This is a genomic window from Halococcus sp. IIIV-5B (assembly GCF_003602035.1).
GTDB classification, from domain to species: Archaea; Halobacteriota; Halobacteria; order Halobacteriales; family Halococcaceae; genus Halococcus; species Halococcus salsus.
In genome coordinates, this window is record NZ_QZWE01000009.1 from 22,621 (window position 1) to 37,430 (window position 14,810).

General features: G+C 67.0%; 11 protein-coding genes. 6 read left to right on the forward strand and 5 right to left on the reverse strand.

The window, feature by feature from the left end; genetic code table 11:
- Positions 1-328: 328 nt before the first annotated feature.
- Complete coding sequence (locus tag D3261_RS08275) at positions 329-1,639, forward strand: MFS transporter (RefSeq protein ID WP_120071462.1); 1,311 nt, start codon at positions 329-331, stop codon at positions 1,637-1,639.
- 37 nt (positions 1,640-1,676) lie between these two features.
- On the opposite strand, the gene D3261_RS08280 is transcribed toward D3261_RS08275, so the two are convergent.
- Both D3261_RS08280 and D3261_RS08285 read right to left on the reverse strand, forming a co-directional pair.
- A complete protein-coding gene (locus D3261_RS08280; RefSeq protein ID WP_199693960.1) occupies positions 1,677-4,148 on the reverse strand; it encodes an alkaline phosphatase PhoX in 2,472 nt (823 codons plus the stop codon).
- Between the two features lie 186 nt (positions 4,149-4,334).
- Positions 4,335-4,760, reverse strand: coding sequence for a hypothetical protein (locus D3261_RS08285; protein WP_199693961.1), 426 nt, complete (start codon positions 4,758-4,760; stop codon positions 4,335-4,337).
- A gap of 248 nt (positions 4,761-5,008) precedes the next feature.
- On the opposite strand from D3261_RS08285, the gene D3261_RS08290 reads away from it, so the two are divergent.
- Together D3261_RS08290 and D3261_RS08295 are read left to right on the forward strand one after the other, a co-directional pair.
- Complete coding sequence (locus D3261_RS08290; RefSeq protein WP_120071322.1) at positions 5,009-7,078, forward strand: S9 family peptidase; 2,070 nt, start codon at positions 5,009-5,011, stop codon at positions 7,076-7,078.
- 55 nt (positions 7,079-7,133) lie between these two features.
- Positions 7,134-8,003: a dihydrodipicolinate synthase family protein gene (locus D3261_RS08295; protein WP_120071324.1), complete on the forward strand. Its 870-nt coding sequence runs from the start codon at positions 7,134-7,136 to the stop codon at positions 8,001-8,003.
- A 35-nt stretch (positions 8,004-8,038) separates the two neighbouring features.
- Here D3261_RS08295 and D3261_RS08300 read toward each other — a convergent pair whose 3' ends face one another.
- A complete protein-coding gene (locus D3261_RS08300) occupies positions 8,039-8,950 on the reverse strand; it encodes a hypothetical protein (protein ID WP_120071326.1) in 912 nt (303 codons plus the stop codon).
- Between the two features lie 55 nt (positions 8,951-9,005).
- Complete coding sequence (locus D3261_RS08305) at positions 9,006-10,049, reverse strand: zinc-binding dehydrogenase (protein WP_120071327.1); 1,044 nt, start codon at positions 10,047-10,049, stop codon at positions 9,006-9,008.
- Positions 10,050-10,165: 116 nt separating this feature from the next.
- On the opposite strand from D3261_RS08305, the gene D3261_RS08310 reads away from it, so the two are divergent.
- The 3 genes from D3261_RS08310 to D3261_RS08320 all read left to right on the forward strand — a co-directional run bounded on the left by D3261_RS08310 (position 10,166) and on the right by D3261_RS08320 (position 13,827).
- Positions 10,166-10,945, forward strand: a complete 780-nt coding sequence (locus D3261_RS08310; RefSeq protein WP_120071329.1) for an SDR family NAD(P)-dependent oxidoreductase — start codon at positions 10,166-10,168, stop codon at positions 10,943-10,945.
- A 76-nt stretch (positions 10,946-11,021) separates the two neighbouring features.
- Positions 11,022-12,230, forward strand: coding sequence for a CDP-glycerol glycerophosphotransferase family protein (locus D3261_RS08315; protein WP_120071331.1), 1,209 nt, complete (start codon positions 11,022-11,024; stop codon positions 12,228-12,230).
- Positions 12,231-12,300: 70 nt separating this feature from the next.
- Positions 12,301-13,827 carry an HAD-IIA family hydrolase gene (locus D3261_RS08320; protein ID WP_304999777.1) on the forward strand — a complete coding sequence of 509 codons (1,527 nt, stop codon included), beginning with the start codon at positions 12,301-12,303 and terminating at the stop codon, positions 13,825-13,827.
- On the opposite strand, the gene D3261_RS08325 is transcribed toward D3261_RS08320, so the two are convergent.
- Positions 13,828-14,751 (reverse strand): glycerophosphodiester phosphodiesterase family protein, encoded by a 924-nt coding sequence (locus tag D3261_RS08325; RefSeq protein ID WP_120071335.1) that lies wholly within the window; start codon positions 14,749-14,751, stop codon positions 13,828-13,830. It lies immediately after the preceding gene.
- Positions 14,752-14,810 lie beyond the last annotated feature (59 nt).

A 14,810-nucleotide genomic window follows, 5' to 3' on the forward strand; every position in this document is an offset into this window, starting at 1 on the left:
CGTCCGGTTTTCGCCCCTTTCTCGCACCCGGCCTCCAAATTGGTCGGCTAGCTACAGCACCCGGGTCGCTTCACTACGTGTTCCGTAGTCGCACTTTCTGAGAGAGAACAAACACGCAAATGCCGACAGCAAGCGAGTTCGTGGCCCACGGCCAGGCTTTGGACGAAAGCCCGGTCGACCCACGACTCGAATCGAGACCGATCGATGTACAGCGGGCGTCGAACGCGACCAACGACCGGAGCGGGGGCACCGACGAGGGTTGGTGTCCGACCCTCCGTTTCGCCGACCGAAACGAACGACCACCCGACCGTCCGTCGGGGGGATGGCGATGAGCGAGCGCGAAGTGCCCGTCTCCACCGATGGAAACCATCCGTCGCTGTGGAGGAACCTGGATTTCCTGCGGCTACTCTTCGGACGGCTCGTCACGAACGCGGGCGACAGCCTCTACGCCGTCGCGGCGATGTGGCTCGTCCACGAGACTACCGGCTCGACGCTCTACACTGGCGTCGCCGAGTCGTTGTTGCTCCTCCCGATGGCGCTCCAGTTCCTCTTCGGGCCGCTCGTCGACCGGTGGCCCATCGTCCACGCGCTCGTGGCGATACAGCTCTTCCAGGCCGTCGCGGTGCTCTCGCTGCCCGTCGCCGTCGTCACCGGGAACCTGACCGTCGAACTCCTCCTGGTGACGATACCGCTGCTCGCGTTGGTGAACCAGTTCGTCTATCCCGCACAGAGTGCGGCGCTCCCCCGGATCGTCGCCGACGAGCAGTTGACGCGCGCCAACTCGGCGTTCTCGTTTACGCTTCGCGGGCTGGACATGCTCTTCGAGGCGCTCGGCGGCGTGCTCATCGCCGTCGTCGGCGCGGTGTCGCTGTTCCTCCTCGACGCGGTGACGTTCGTCGTCGCGGCGCTCGCGTTTCTCGGGGTTCGGGTTCCGGCGGCAGATCACGGGAGCCAGCCCACGGCAGCGGTCGACGTGACCAGCTATCTCGACGACCTCGTCGATGGGGCCAGAGCCGTTCGTGGCTCGGTCTTCGTCGAGATGACGCTCGCGACGGTCGTCGTGAACTTGGGCACCGGGATGACGCTCGCCGTGTTGCCGAGCTTCGCGGACCTCCGCGCCGGTCCGGCGCTCTTCGGAGCGATGCTCGGCGCGCTCGGCGTCGGTCGTGCCGTCGGGGCGGCGCTCACACCACGGCTCGAAGCCGTTCGGTTCGGTCGACTCCGGGCCGTCACCGCCGCCGGGAGCTGTCTGCTGTGGCTCGGCGCGGTGTACGCACCGTGGCCACCGCTGGCCGTCGGGCTGTTCGCGCTCGCGTGGGTCCCGAACGGGGTTGCGGGCGTGATGGGGAACACGCTGGAACAGGCGGTGACGCCGACCCACCTGCTCGGTCGGGTCGCCTCGGTGACCGCAAGCGCGTCGACCGTCTCGCTACCGGTCGGGGCGCTGTTCGGCGGCGTTCTCGGGAGCGTGGTCGGGGCAGTGAGCACGATGGCCCTCGGCGGAGCGACGCTCGGGGTCGTGTGCGCTCTCTACGCCGCGTTGCCGCGCTTGCGCCGCCTCCCGGCGATGAACGACATCGACCCGGCAGCGTTCGACGTCGGGCTCGGCTCGTCGCTGTCGTCGAAACGCTCGGAGTGAAAAAAGCGAGAGTCGGTGTTGGTCGACGGGCTGGCGCTCAGTCCTCGATTTCGAGGGAGACCGTGGCCGTCGCGTCCGCGTCGACGACGCTGACGGTGAACTCGTACTCGCCGGCCGACACGTCGGAGAAGTCCATCCCGACGATGTCGTCGCGGGTGAGGTCGGACGTGTCGTCGTCGGCGTTGTCGAAGACGATCTCGTCGATCCGCACGTCGGAGAGCTCCGGCGAGGTGATCTCGACGTCGTACGGGCCTTCGTACGCTCCGTAGACGAGGTCGAGGTTGAGGATGCCGTTCTCCGGCGGCGAGCTGACGGTGTTGGCACAGCAGTCCCGGAAGCGGGCGTTCAGCGGGTCGTCCGCCGGCGGGGTGTGGAAGCCCGCGTCGTCGTCGCCGCTCTCGCCGTCGGGGTCGGGGTCGTAGACGTAGAGTCCGTCGTTGGGGTACGAGCGGGCGGGACCGCCGAAGCCGTCCTCACAGCAGATCAGCCGGCCGTCGTCCATCGCGTAGACGTTGTCGACGTTGCGGAGCGCGTCGTCGGCGTCCGCGGGCGGGTCGGTGAAGTCGGGCCCGACGATGACCGGTTCGAGCGTCGAGACGTTGTAGTCGTCCTCGAGTTCCGCGCGGTAGACCACGCCGCCGTCGACGCGGTCCATCCGGATATCGCCCGTGTCGTCGGCCATGTCGTCGTTGAACTCGGAGATGCCGAAGTAGACGTAGTCGCCCGGTTGCGCCCCGTCGACGCTGTCGACGCCCTCCGCCTTGTTGAACTCGATGGACGCACCGATCTCCTTGGCGGCCGCTCGCATCTCCAGGAAGGGGACCTTCCGGAGGTCCTCGTCGACCCCGTCCGGACCGTTCGCCTCGTACTGTTCGGCCCACTCGACGATCTCCTTGTTGGTGATGTAGTTCTGATTGCCGTTCTCGATGACTTCCTTGTCGGCCTCTTCGAGCGCCGCTTCGGGGTCGTCCTCCCAGTCGGTCTCGGCGTGCGCGAGGTAGTCCTCCTGGGTCACGTCGTCGTACTCGGCGATCCACGCCTCGGCCTCGGCGTTGGTCGCGTGGCCGAGTTCGATCCACTCGACTTCGAGGTCGACGTCCGCCGGGGAGTTCCGCTCGCCGGCCTCGGCTGCGGAGGCGGCGTCGTTGGTGATCTTCGGGGCGTACAGGGTGCCCGCGACGTCCATCGGGTCCTCGTAGCTCGGGATCGGCTCGTCGGCGACGAACTTGTAGATACCCTTGCTGTCGCCGTCGGAGCAGCCGTAGACGGTTCGCTCGTCGGCTTGGACGTTCGGCGATTCCCACGCCGCCCGGCCCATCACGTGGTATTTGACCGGCTGGGGTTCGTCGGCCGTCGGCTCGCGAACGTCGACGTGGTAGCCGTAGCGGTACGGGTTGGGGTAGACGTCGCCGATCGGCGTCGTGTCGCTGAGCGTCTCCTCGTCGGGCTGGTCGGCGTCGGGCTGGTCGACCTGCTCGGCACCCAAGTAGTACGCCAGGAACTCGACGCCCGTCAGCGCCCAGTAGCCCTGCGGTTCGAACGCCTCGTCCTCACCGTAGTACTCGACGATCGCCTCGCCGATCCCGTTGGGGTTCGGCCGGTTCCAGAACTGACAGCCGCCGATGAGGTCCTTCCCGCTGCCGGCCTCGACGATGTCGCCCACCGTGTGGGTGAGCGAGACGCGCGGGTGGGCGTAGTTCTCCTCGGAGGAGAGCATCGTGTTCCACGGACTGAGGTCGCCGTAGCAGTTGATGCGCGTGCCGCCGAGGTCGCGGAGGGCGTCGGTGTTCGCGAGGTTGATCGCGTTCTCCAGGTCGGCCGTCCACTCGCCGTCGTCGTCCTGGTCGATCGGTATCCGGGAGATGTTCCCGGGACTGTTCTCCCAGTTGGTGAAGAGATACCCTCCAGTACCGTCGTCCGTGGGGACGAACTGGTTGCAGTCGGGGTTGCTCGCGGCCAGCCCGTACTGGGTACCTGCGAAGTAGGGGCGGTTCGACCGGTTGGGTTCGGCGTCGGCGGCGTCCGCCCGGACGATATCGGTCCCGTCGGGCGTCTGGGTCACGCCGAGGCGTTCCGTGCCGCCGTTGATCGGCTCGCGGCCCTGTGCGAGCAGCGTGTACTCGCCGTTACCCGACCGGACGCGTCCCTGCTCGTCCTCGGTCTGGGGTGTCGAGACCTCCTCGAAGTCGTCGTTGTCGCCGTCCAGATCGAAGTTGAAACCGCTGAAGTAGCCGATGCCGGCCCGGTTGAACGGCTCGGGGTTCTCCTCGCTCGGGTGCTGGAGGCTATAGAGCAGTCCACCGTCGTCGAACACGAAGGGACCCGTCACCTCGGCACCGAAGGCGGTCGTCGAGAAACGCTTGAGCTCGCCCTTGACGCTCGGGGCCCCCGGCGTATCCGTCTCCTCCACTTCTTCAGAGTGCGCGGCGCTCGCCGTGCCGACCACACTGGCACCGAGCGTGGCCGCGACTGACGTCGCCATCAGCTTCCGTCGCGTGAATTCGACCATGCAGATGACCACGCAAAGGCCCGAGGGAAGTAGCTTCGCGGCATAAACACCGGAGACATACCTCTCCGAACGAACGGCTATGAGGGCTACATAGTGGTCCGTTCGCTCCCGAGTGCGACGGTCGAGACTCGGCATCGGACGACGAGCACGTGAATCAGTACGTCGAGAACGAAAACCGGCCGTCGACTACTCCATACCGCGCTCTTTCGCACCCTCCCGGATCCCAGCCGCGCGCTTTTCGACCCGGGAGGCGTACCGCCGGACCTTCTCCGGTTTCACCCCGTAGAACGACGCCACCCAGTTGACGTCGACGCCGGGCTGGGTCAGGAAGTACGCCACGAGGGTGTCGCGGCCGGCCTGGATGATCTCGGGCGGAACACCTCGGTCACCGGTGCCGTCCTCCTCGAAGCCGTTGACGTCGAAGTAGACGTCGGCGTAGAGTTCGGCCGTCTCCGGGTTCTCGAAGGTGATCCCCGTGTGATGTGGAGCCTCGAACCGGTATCGAACCCCGTCGGCGTCGGTCGGGTGACACTCGACGATCCGAACACCCAGAATGTACGCCTGGTGGAGCGATTCGCCGTCGGCCGATGGGGAGGGTTCAGACCGAGACATGGGGAGTGAGAGCGCGAGTGACGGGTCGACGGACCCGTAGGTGGAAGGACTGGGCCATTACAGCCGACCGTTCGATGCCCGCGACTTGAAGCTACGCTCCCTTCTCTCGGGAGGGCTACTGTGGACTCGGGTCGGCTCCGGAGCGGTTGCCGAGATGTCGCGGGATCGACGTCGAATCGTCGTGACGCGTCGACGGAGGGTGTCGGCGAAGGGACAGCGTGATATCCGTGGTGTGGTGACGATCCACGATGACGGACCCGATACCGCTCGATGCGGTCTACGACGTGACGACGATCACGGAAGTCGCGCTCTCGCCGGACGGCGACCGGGTCGCGTTCGTCGCGGCGGAGCCGAGTCGGGCCGACGACGAACGTCACAGCTCGGTCTTCGTGGTGCCGACCGACGGGAACCGACCGCCCCACCGACTGACCCGCGCTTCGGACGCGGGATCGCCGCAGTGGAGCCCCGACGGTACGAAAATCGGGGTGATCGCGGCGCGCGAGCGCGACGTCGAACTGACGGTCGCGGCGGACGATTCGGACGAAGACGAGGACGGGACGGAGTCGAGCGAGAACGGCGACGAACCGAAGTCGCAGGTCTGGGTCTTCGACCTCGAACTCGGTGGCGACGCGCGGCAGGTCACCGACCGCGACGAGGGGGTTCGGGAGTTCGACTGGGGGCCCGACGGCGAGCGGGTCGTGGTCTCGGCGCGCGACCCGACCGACGAGGAACGCGAGTATCTCGACGCCCACCGAGAGGGGGACGGACCGATCGAGACCGAACGCCTCCAGCACAAAGCCGACGGCGCGGGCTGGCTGGATTCGGTGCGGAGCTACCTCTTCGTGGTCGACGTCGAGACCCGCGAGTCGACGCGCCTCGACGACACCTACGGCGGTGGGGCCTTCGAACCCATGAGCGGCCTCCAGCCGACGTGGAGCCCCGCGGGCGACCGGATCGCCTTCCTCTCGAATCGGACCGAACGGCCCGACGACAACGCGGTGCTGGACCTCTACACCGTCGCGCCCGACGGCACCGACCTCGCCCGCCTCACCGACCGTGACCTGGTCGTCGGCGGCGCGGAGTGGCACCCCGACGGCGACCGGCTCGCGTTCGTCGGGGGCGACCCCGAGAACAGCGCCGTTCCCGGCCAGGTCTACGTGTGGGACGGCGACGACTACGAGTCGCTGACCACCGACCTGGACCGGCGGCCCACCCGACGAGCGCCGCTCCGGTGGGACGACGGGACGGTGCTGGCGGCCATCGCCGACGAGGCCGACGTCCGATTCGTTCGAGCCCACCCCGACGGTACGCCCGCCGAACGAGTCTTCCCCGACCCGGTCGAGCACCGGACCCTCCGGACGTTCGACCTCGCCGCGGGAACGCTGGTCGCGCTGTCGACACATCCCTCCCAGGGCGCGGATCTCCACGCCGCGAGCCTCTCGGCCCTCGAAAGCGATGGTGGAGACGCCTTCGAGGCGCTCACCGCGGTGAACGAGGAGCTGCTCGACGAACACCCGCTCCCCGACTGCGAGCGGGTTCGCTACGAGAGCGCCGGGCACGAGATCGACGCGATCACCTACCTGCCATCGGATTTCGATCCCGAGGACCCGGAGCCCCATCCGCTGGTCGTCTCGATCCACGGTGGACCGGTCCACTACGACACGCCGGAGTTCAGCTTCGAGTACACGGCGTGGACGAGCCGGGGCTACGTCGTGGTCTGTCCGAACTATCGCGGCGGGGCCTCCTACGGGCGGGCGTTCGCCGAGGAGCTCCGTGGGCAGTGGGGCACCGTCGAAGTCGAGGACATCGCGGCCGGTATCGAGGCGCTCTGCGGGCGGGGCTGGGCCGACCCCGAGCGCGTGTTCGGCCGCGGAGTCTCCTACGGGGGCATCGCGCAGGGGTTCCTCGTGACCCAGACCGACTGCCTGACCGCCGCCGCGCCGGAACACGGTATCTACGACCTCCGGTCGGTCTTCGGGACCGACGACACCCAGGTCGGGCTCGTCAACGAGTTCGGGCTGCCGTGGGAGGCCAAGGAGACCTACGACGCCGCCTCGGCCATCAGGGACGCCGGAAACATCGACACACCCCTGCTGGTGATGGCCGGCGGGCAGGACTGGCGGTGTCCGCCCAGCCAGTCCGAACAGCTCTACGTCAGCGCCCGCAAGCAGGGCGTCGACGCGAAGCTCGTGGTCTACCCCGACGAACACCACAACGTCACCCACCCGGACCGCGCGCTCCACCGGCTCGAACAGCTCACCGAGTGGTACGAGAAGCACGATCCGGCCGTAGAGCAGAACGACGACGACGGGGAGTGATTTCGAGGGTGGATCAGCCAAGAGTGCTATAGCGGGGGCGGACGAGGGGTGAAATATGGAAGGTGTAGGTGTCCCGCTGGTGACGCCGTTCGACGAGGACGGAGGGATCGATGAATCGAAACTTCGAGCGGTCGCGTCGTGGGTGGTCGAGTGCGGCGTGGACTTCGTCGTGCCGTGTGGCTCGAACGGCGAATCGGAGCTCATGACCCTCGAAGAACGGGCGGAGGTGACCGAAATCGTCGCCGACGAGGTCTCGGTGCCCGTGCTCGCCGGGACCGGCCATCCGGGCTTCGAGGAGACGCGCGAACAGACACGGCGGGCGGCCGAGGCTGGAGCCGACGCCGCGCTGGTCGTCACACCCTACTACTTCGAGCACGACCAGGCGGCGCTCGCGGCGTACTACCGCCGACTCGCGGACGAGAGCCCGCTCCCGATCTACCTCTACAACGTGCCGGCGAAGACCGGCGTCTCGCTCGACCCGGAAACGGTCGGGGCGGTGGCCGACCACGAGAACGTCGCCGGGATGAAGGACTCGACCGGCGACATGATCGCGTTCCAGCGCGAGCGCCGTCTCGCGGGGCCGGACTTCGACCTCCTCGTCGGGACTGGCGCGCTCCTCGCACCGGCACTCGACGCCGGCGGCGACGGCGGTGTCATGGCGCTCGCCAACGTGGTCCCCGACCTTCTTGCCGAGGTCTATCGCCAGCGAGACGACGGCCCCGCCGCCCGCGCGCTCAATTCGGACTTGGTCGCGCTCAACCAGGCGATCACCGCGAAGCACGGGGTTCCGGGTCTCAAGGCCGCGATGGCTCACCGTGACGTCCCGGCTGGGCACGTTCGCTTTCCGCACCGAGCTGTGGACGAGGATGTTGTTGACGAAGTTGCCGCGCTGGTGGACAAGGCGCTCGACGGGCACGCCGACTGACCAGAGCGACTCTCTCTCTTCGAGTGGATTCTTTCTCAGCGCTTATTTTCTAACCTGTGGCGTTTAGCCTCCTCGTAAGCAGCACCAACAGAATTCGTATGAGCTACATCGTACGCCATACCCCCTCCCTTCGCTGCTTCTCGTATTGAGCTGAGCCGGATACCTAACGCTAACACGACGCCAATTTTTGCTCTCCACGCTTTTGAGTTGTCACTCCTACAGATATCTATCCGAAGAAATACTTCTTCGTAGGCTGCGTAGATCGAGAGTGGAAATGTGAGTATCAAGATCCACAGACCCAACAACATAGGCAGAACCATCTTGACGACAGATAGCTGCCAATCTACCGCACCCCACGACACGTCGACAGTTCGTAAGGTATGGATCACCACGACAGCCGATGCGATGGTCAAAGTCCATAGTCTTACTTTAGATGCGATCTCTTCTTCCTGAGAATTGCTTGCACCGGCCGGAAGAGCAATGGCGATTAGCAGTACAACTTGCAGAACAAGCTCGATCGGTATCGAGAAGGGCGACAAATTCATGAAATATTCGATTGCCACGATTCCTCCGACAATTTCCGTGGCTTTGGCCTTGAGATAGCTAACCTTTGTAGCGTCGGTAAAACTCCCCAGTAGTACAAGACCAGAGGACACTCCCCAGACAAAGGTATCCTTTGTCAATGCTGGATCCCAGATACCAACCACATCTGCTACCAGCACGAACAATACTATCCACAGAGTGTAGATCACCCAAAGAGCGAGCAATTTGCGGCCAGTGGCCGTCTTAATTGCCGAAAGCAGTGCTGAACGTGATTGAGTGTTCCAGATAATGAATGCTGCAAACGTCGCGAGTAGGATTAGTCCCACCCACTCTCGATTGTTAGGCTGAAAACCGTGGGCGATGAGCCACGAGATAACTTCGTCGGCTATCCGCTGAAGGTTCATGCTGTGCTAACATCAATAAATCAATGTCTGGAGATAGATAAACGACTTTCTGGCTCTATTCGTTCTTGACTAGCACCTTCACCGCTTCGCGCTCGTCCATCGCTTCGTAGCCCTCGGGCACGCCCTCGATATCGACGGTCTTCGTGAACACCGGCGAGGGGTCGAGGGTTCCCTGGAGCACGTCGGCCATGAGGTCGTCGACGTAGTGGCGCACCGGCGCGACGCCGCCTTCGAGGCCCACGTTCTTGCCGAACATTGTGGCGACGAAGTCGGTGGTCTCCACGCCGGCGGGCACGCCGACGTAGCCGATGGTCCCACCCGGACGCGCGACCTCCGCCGCGGTCTCCATCGAGGACTCCATCCCCACGCATTCGAGGACGTGGTTCGCGCCGCCGTAGGTCGTCTCGCGGGCCGCCTCGATGGCTTCCTCGCCCTCCGCGGAGATGACCTCCGTCGCGCCGAACTCCTCGGCGATTTCCAACCTGTCCTCGTGGTGGCCCATCGCGATGACGCGCTCGGCCCCGAGGCGTTTCGCGGCGAGCACGCTACACAGCCCGACCGCGCCGTCGCCAACGACGATGGCCGTCTCGCCCGCCTCGACGCCCGCGCTGACGGCCGCGTGGTGGCCCGTACACATCACGTCCGTCAGTGGGAGGAGCGATTCGAGGACGTCCTCATCGTCGGCGTAGCGTTCGGGGACCTTCACGAGCGTGCCGTTGGCGTGCGGCGCGCGGACCTTCTCGCCCTGCGCCCCAGTCAGATCGCCACCCCAGCCGTAGCCGTTGACACAGGAGGTCTGGAGGCCCTTCCGGCAGAACTCGCACTCGCCACAGGAGATCGAGAACGGCGAGAGCACCCGGTCGCCGGGTTCGACGTTCCGGACCGCGTCGCCGACCGCCTCGACGATCCCCATCGGTTCGTGGCCGACCCCCGCGCCCTCGGGCATCTCCTCGCGATGGCCACGGTAGAACCAAAGGTCGGAGCCACAGACTGCCGTATGAGTGATCCGGACTACGGCGTCCGTCGGTTCCTCGATCTCAGGGTCGGCGACCTCCTCGACGCGGATGTCGCCCGGCCCGTGGTAGATTGCTGCGTGCATCACCGCGGAGTGATGGACCCCGGGCTAAAAGCCCCAAGCTACCGGCAACTCGACACCCACACCGACCCACCAACCCCAACGCGGCCGCTTAACCCGTCGGACCCGCTGGTTCAGGTATGGGTACTATCACCGGCGACTTCACCGACGAGACGGTCATCGTCACCGGCGCGAGTTCGGGCATCGGCCGCGCGGTGGCGCTCGCGTTCGGCGAGGCCGGCGCGACCGTCGTCAACGCCGACGTCCGATCCGAACCGAAGGACCGCGACGCCGAACGGCCGACCCACGAGGCGATCCGTGAGGCCGGCGGCGAGGGCGAATACGTCGAGACCGACGTCTCGAATCCCGCGGAGATCGAATCGGTCGTCGAGGCCGCCCGCGAGTTCGGCGGCGTGGACGTAATGGTCAACAACGCCGGGGTCCACGTCAGCCGGCGCTTCCGCGAGGTGACTCCCGAGGACCTCGAACGGGTCCAGCAGGTCAACACCGTGGGGACCTTCTTCGGGACCCAGGCCGCCGCGAACGACATGATCGAGCGCGGCGAGCCGGGGGTCATCGTCAACACCGCCTCCTCGACCTCGACCATGCCCGACTGGGAACACTCGCACTACGCCGCGACGAAGGGTGCGATCCGGATGATAACGAGAAGCGCGGCACTGGAACTCGCCCAACACGACATCCGGGTCAACAGCGTCGCGCCGGGCCCGGTCGCCACCGAGATCACCGAGGGCTGGTCCGAGCGCGCCGAGGAGGCGGTGGGCGGCGACGGTCGGTCCCCACCGACGCGGGCGGGCCGCCCGGCGGACCTGGCGGGCGCGTATCTCTACCTCGCGAGCGAGGCGGCCGACTACGTCACCGGCGAGCAGGTCTGGGTCGACGGCGGATCCCGGATCGCCTGAGAAGCGCCGCGCCGAACGGACCACCCGCAAGCCCCGATCGGTGGGGCTTTGGGCTGGACCGCCACGGATTTACACGATGCAGCAACGTCTCCGTGGGGTTCTCGACCGCGCGTTTCTCGTCGCCGGCTGTCTCCTCCACTGGCTCGTCGCACGCCTCCCGCTCGCCCGCGACCCGGACCTGTGGGTGTTCGGCACCCGGAGCGGTCAGGGGTTCGCGGACAACGCGAAGTACCTCTTCCTCCACGTCGCGGCGAACCACCCCGAGGTGCGAGCGGTCTGGCTCTCGACTGACCCCGAGGTCGTCGACACGCTTCGCGCCCGGGGCTACGAGGCCCACCACACCCGTTCGTTGCGCGGCCTCCGGGCGAACCTCCGGGCGGGCGTCGTGCTCTTCACCCACGGCCTCCGGGACGTGAACCTCTGGCTCTCGGGCGGCGCGCGTGCGGTGTTGCTCTGGCACGGCACGCCGCTGAAGCACATCTCGTGGGATTCGCACTTCCCCGGGGAACCCCTCCCCGTTCGCCTCGCCCACGCCTACGCCCACGACGTGCTCGATCACATCACGATCCCCGCGGAGGCCATGACCCCTGCCTTCGTCTCGGGGCTCCGCGTCGACCCCGACGTCCTCGCCATCACGGGCTATCCGCGCAACGACGCACTGGTCGGATCGATAGCCGACGGCGACATCGGTCTCGACGGTGCCAGCCTCCGGGCGGTCGAGGAGCTCGCCGCCGATCACCGGCTCGTTCTCTCGCTCCCGACCTTTCGGGACGCGGGTGAGAGCGTGCTCGAAACGCTCGACACCGCCGCCCTCGACGAGCTCCTCGAACGTCACGACGCGTACCTCCTCGTCAAACCCCATCCGAACGAACCGCTCGAATCCGGTGCGCTCGCCGGTGACCGGATCCGCGGGCTCCCCGCGTCCGTCGACAGCCACGCGCTGTTGCCGCTCGCCGACGCGCTGCTCACCGACTACTCCTCGGTGTTCTTCGATTACCTCCTGCTCGATAGACCCGTCCTGTTCTATGCACCCGACCTCGAACGCTACCGGGCCGAGCGGGGTTTCTACTTCGACTACGACGAGGTCACACCCGGCCCGGTCGCCCGAACGAACCCGGAACTCCTCGCGGCCCTCGACCGGATCCTCGGGCCCGAGGCGGACAAGTTCGCCGCCGAGCGCACCCGAGTCCGCGAACGGTTCTGTGATACTCGCCCCGACCGCGCGGAACGGGTTTTCCGAACCATCCGAGACCACGAAAACAAAAAGGTTCGAATATCTCCATAGAACGGTCGAAAAATCCATTGCTTTCACTCTCAGGGCGAACAGCTACAACGAATGACCCGAAATCGTCGGTATGACTGCTGCAGTATCCACCCCGATAGGCACGGCAGTGGTGCTCGCGGCCGGGGTCGGTTCCCGGCTCCGCCCCGTGACCGCCGACCAGCCGAAACCCTGCGTGACGGTCGGATCGCGACCGATCCTCGCCCACCAGCTCCACGCCTACGCCGACGCCGGCATCGTCGAGATAGTCGTCGTCGCGGGCTACCTCGCCGACGACGTCCGCGAACTGTGTTCGGCGGTCGCGGCGGAGCGCCCCGAACTCGAGATCACGGTGATCGAGAACGAGGACTACGACACCACCAACAACATGTACTCGCTGTCGCTCGCCCGCGAGGCGGTCGACGGCGAGGCGTTCTGCCTCTCGAACGGCGACGTGGTGTTCGACCCGCGCGTCGCCGCCGAACTCGCCACGGGCTCCGGCAGCGCCGTCGCGTGCGACATGGAGACCTACGACGAAGAGTCGATGAAGCTCACCCTCGACGGTCGGGATCGGGTCGAACATCTCTCGAAGGACGTCGCCGCGGCCGAGGCCGATGCCACGAGCATCGACGTCTACCGGTTCTCCGCCGACTTCTCGACCCGGCTCTTCGCGGAGATCGAGGACCGACTCGCGGCCGAGACCGGCGACTGGACCGAGGTCGCCATCGACGCGCTCCTCGCGCCCGGCGACCACGACGTCGAACCCCTCGACATCGCGGGCGCGCGGTGGGTCGAGGTCGACGACTTCGACGACCTCCACCGGGCCGATCGGGTGTTCTCGCCCCTGTCATCCCTCTCCGAGAAGGGCGCGGTCTTCTTCGACCTCGATGGCACGCTCTACCTCGGCGACGACCTCCTGCCGGGCGCGAAAGCGGTCGTCGAGTCGCTTCGCGAGGCCGGCGTCGCCGTCTACTTCCTCTCGAACAACTCCTCGGGCTGGAAGACCGCCTACGCCGAGAAGCTGGACGACCTCGGGATCCCCGCCGAGGAGGCCGACATCGTGCTCTCGACCGACGGCGTGATCGAATACCTCGACGAGGAGGACGCGAACGCCTACGTCGTCGGCACGCGCGCGATGCGCGGCGCGATGACCGATGCCGGTCTCGCGACCGAGGCCGACGACCCGGACGCGGTGGTGGTGGGCTTCGACACCGAACTCACCTACGAGAAGGCGGAGCGCGCCTCGCTCGCGATACAGGACGGCGCGGAGTTCCTGCTCGCCCACCCGGACATGGTCTGTCCGACACCGGAGGGGCCGATCCCCGACTGCGGCTCGATCGGCGCGTTCGTCGCCGCCGCGACCGGCGAGGAGCCCGACCGGGTGTTCGGGAAACCCGACCCGAGAATGCTCGATCACGTGCTCGACGAACACGACCTCGCACCCGAGGACGTCGCGGTGGTCGGCGACCGGCTCGAAACCGAGATCCGCCTCGCCGACCGCCTCGGCTGCGAGTCGGTCTGCGTGCTCACCGGCGACGCCACGCGGGAGGCGGTCGAGGAGAGCCCGCTTTCACCGACGCTGGTCGCCGAAAGCGTCGCCGACCTCGACGACTTCCTGTGATCAGTCGTCCGACACCGCTGCCGACGCGTCGGCGGCCGACGGGCCGGCGTCGGCCGCGGTTCGGGGTGGCGTGACCCGCGCGAGCCCCGGGTAGTCGGCGATGAGACCGTCGACGCCGGCGGCGCGGAGCTGGCTGGCCTGGTGCCAGTCCGTGACGGTCCAGACGTTGACCGGCCGGCCGGTCTCGTGCGCCCGCTCGACGAGGTCGATGTCGGCGAACGGCCCGGTCGGGACGTAGCCCGAGTTGAAGAGGTCCGCCCCCCGAACCATGTCCAGCGAGGGGTGGACGGCCTCACAGTCGTAGCGGTCGGTTATTTCGAGCCCGCCCTCGATCGAGTTCCAGAAGAGATAGGCGAGCGGGATCTCCGGGGCGACCTCCCGCATCGCGGCGAGCGCGCCCTCGTAGGACGACGAGACGAGCGCCCTGTTGCCCTGGTCGTCGAGCGCCCGAACGACCCGTTCGACCAGCGGACTCCAGCGGTCGCGGCCCCGGCTCCGGTTGCGGGGGTCGAGTTCGCGGCGCGGCTGCCCGGTCCCGGGGTGTTTGAGTTCGACGTTGACCCCGACGTTCGGGGGAATGGCGTCGAGCACCTCGGCGAACGTCGCCACCCGCTCGTCGCTGCCGAGCACCGAACAGTCGCGAAGCGTTTCGAGCGGGGTCTCGGACACTCGCCGGCGTCGTTCGGCGGGCGGGACGTCGGTGAGTCGGCCCAGCGTGAGGTCGTGGAAGACCACCGGCTCGCCGTTCGCCGCGGGCTGGACGTCGATCTCGACCATGTCGGTTCCCGGGTTCTCACAGGCCGCCCGCATCGCGGTGAGGGTGTTCTCCGGGGCGACGCCCGCGAAGCCTCGGTGGGCGATCGAGAGGAGGTCGTCCGAGCGCTGCGTCGTCGGAGGGACTCGCTCGGCGGGACCGCGTTCCATATCGGCTCGGAATTCACGGGGGACTATCAATTCTTCCTCTCGACTATATATTGTGCTAC

Coding starts and splice junctions, on each gene's coding strand:
- D3261_RS08275 (WP_120071462.1), top strand. CDS start 329: ATGAGCGAGCGCGAAGTGCCCGTCTCCACCGATGGAAACCATCCGTCG.
- D3261_RS08280 (WP_199693960.1), bottom strand. CDS start 4,148: ATGGTCGAATTCACGCGACGGAAGCTGATGGCGACGTCAGTCGCGGCC.
- D3261_RS08285 (WP_199693961.1), bottom strand. CDS start 4,760: ATGTCTCGGTCTGAACCCTCCCCATCGGCCGACGGCGAATCGCTCCAC.
- D3261_RS08290 (WP_120071322.1), top strand. CDS start 5,009: ATGACGGACCCGATACCGCTCGATGCGGTCTACGACGTGACGACGATC.
- D3261_RS08295 (WP_120071324.1), top strand. CDS start 7,134: ATGGAAGGTGTAGGTGTCCCGCTGGTGACGCCGTTCGACGAGGACGGA.
- D3261_RS08300 (WP_120071326.1), bottom strand. CDS start 8,950: ATGAACCTTCAGCGGATAGCCGACGAAGTTATCTCGTGGCTCATCGCC.
- D3261_RS08305 (WP_120071327.1), bottom strand. CDS start 10,049: ATGCACGCAGCAATCTACCACGGGCCGGGCGACATCCGCGTCGAGGAG.
- D3261_RS08310 (WP_120071329.1), top strand. CDS start 10,166: ATGGGTACTATCACCGGCGACTTCACCGACGAGACGGTCATCGTCACC.
- D3261_RS08315 (WP_120071331.1), top strand. CDS start 11,022: ATGCAGCAACGTCTCCGTGGGGTTCTCGACCGCGCGTTTCTCGTCGCC.
- D3261_RS08320 (WP_304999777.1), top strand. CDS start 12,301: ATGACTGCTGCAGTATCCACCCCGATAGGCACGGCAGTGGTGCTCGCG.
- D3261_RS08325 (WP_120071335.1), bottom strand. CDS start 14,751: ATGGAACGCGGTCCCGCCGAGCGAGTCCCTCCGACGACGCAGCGCTCG.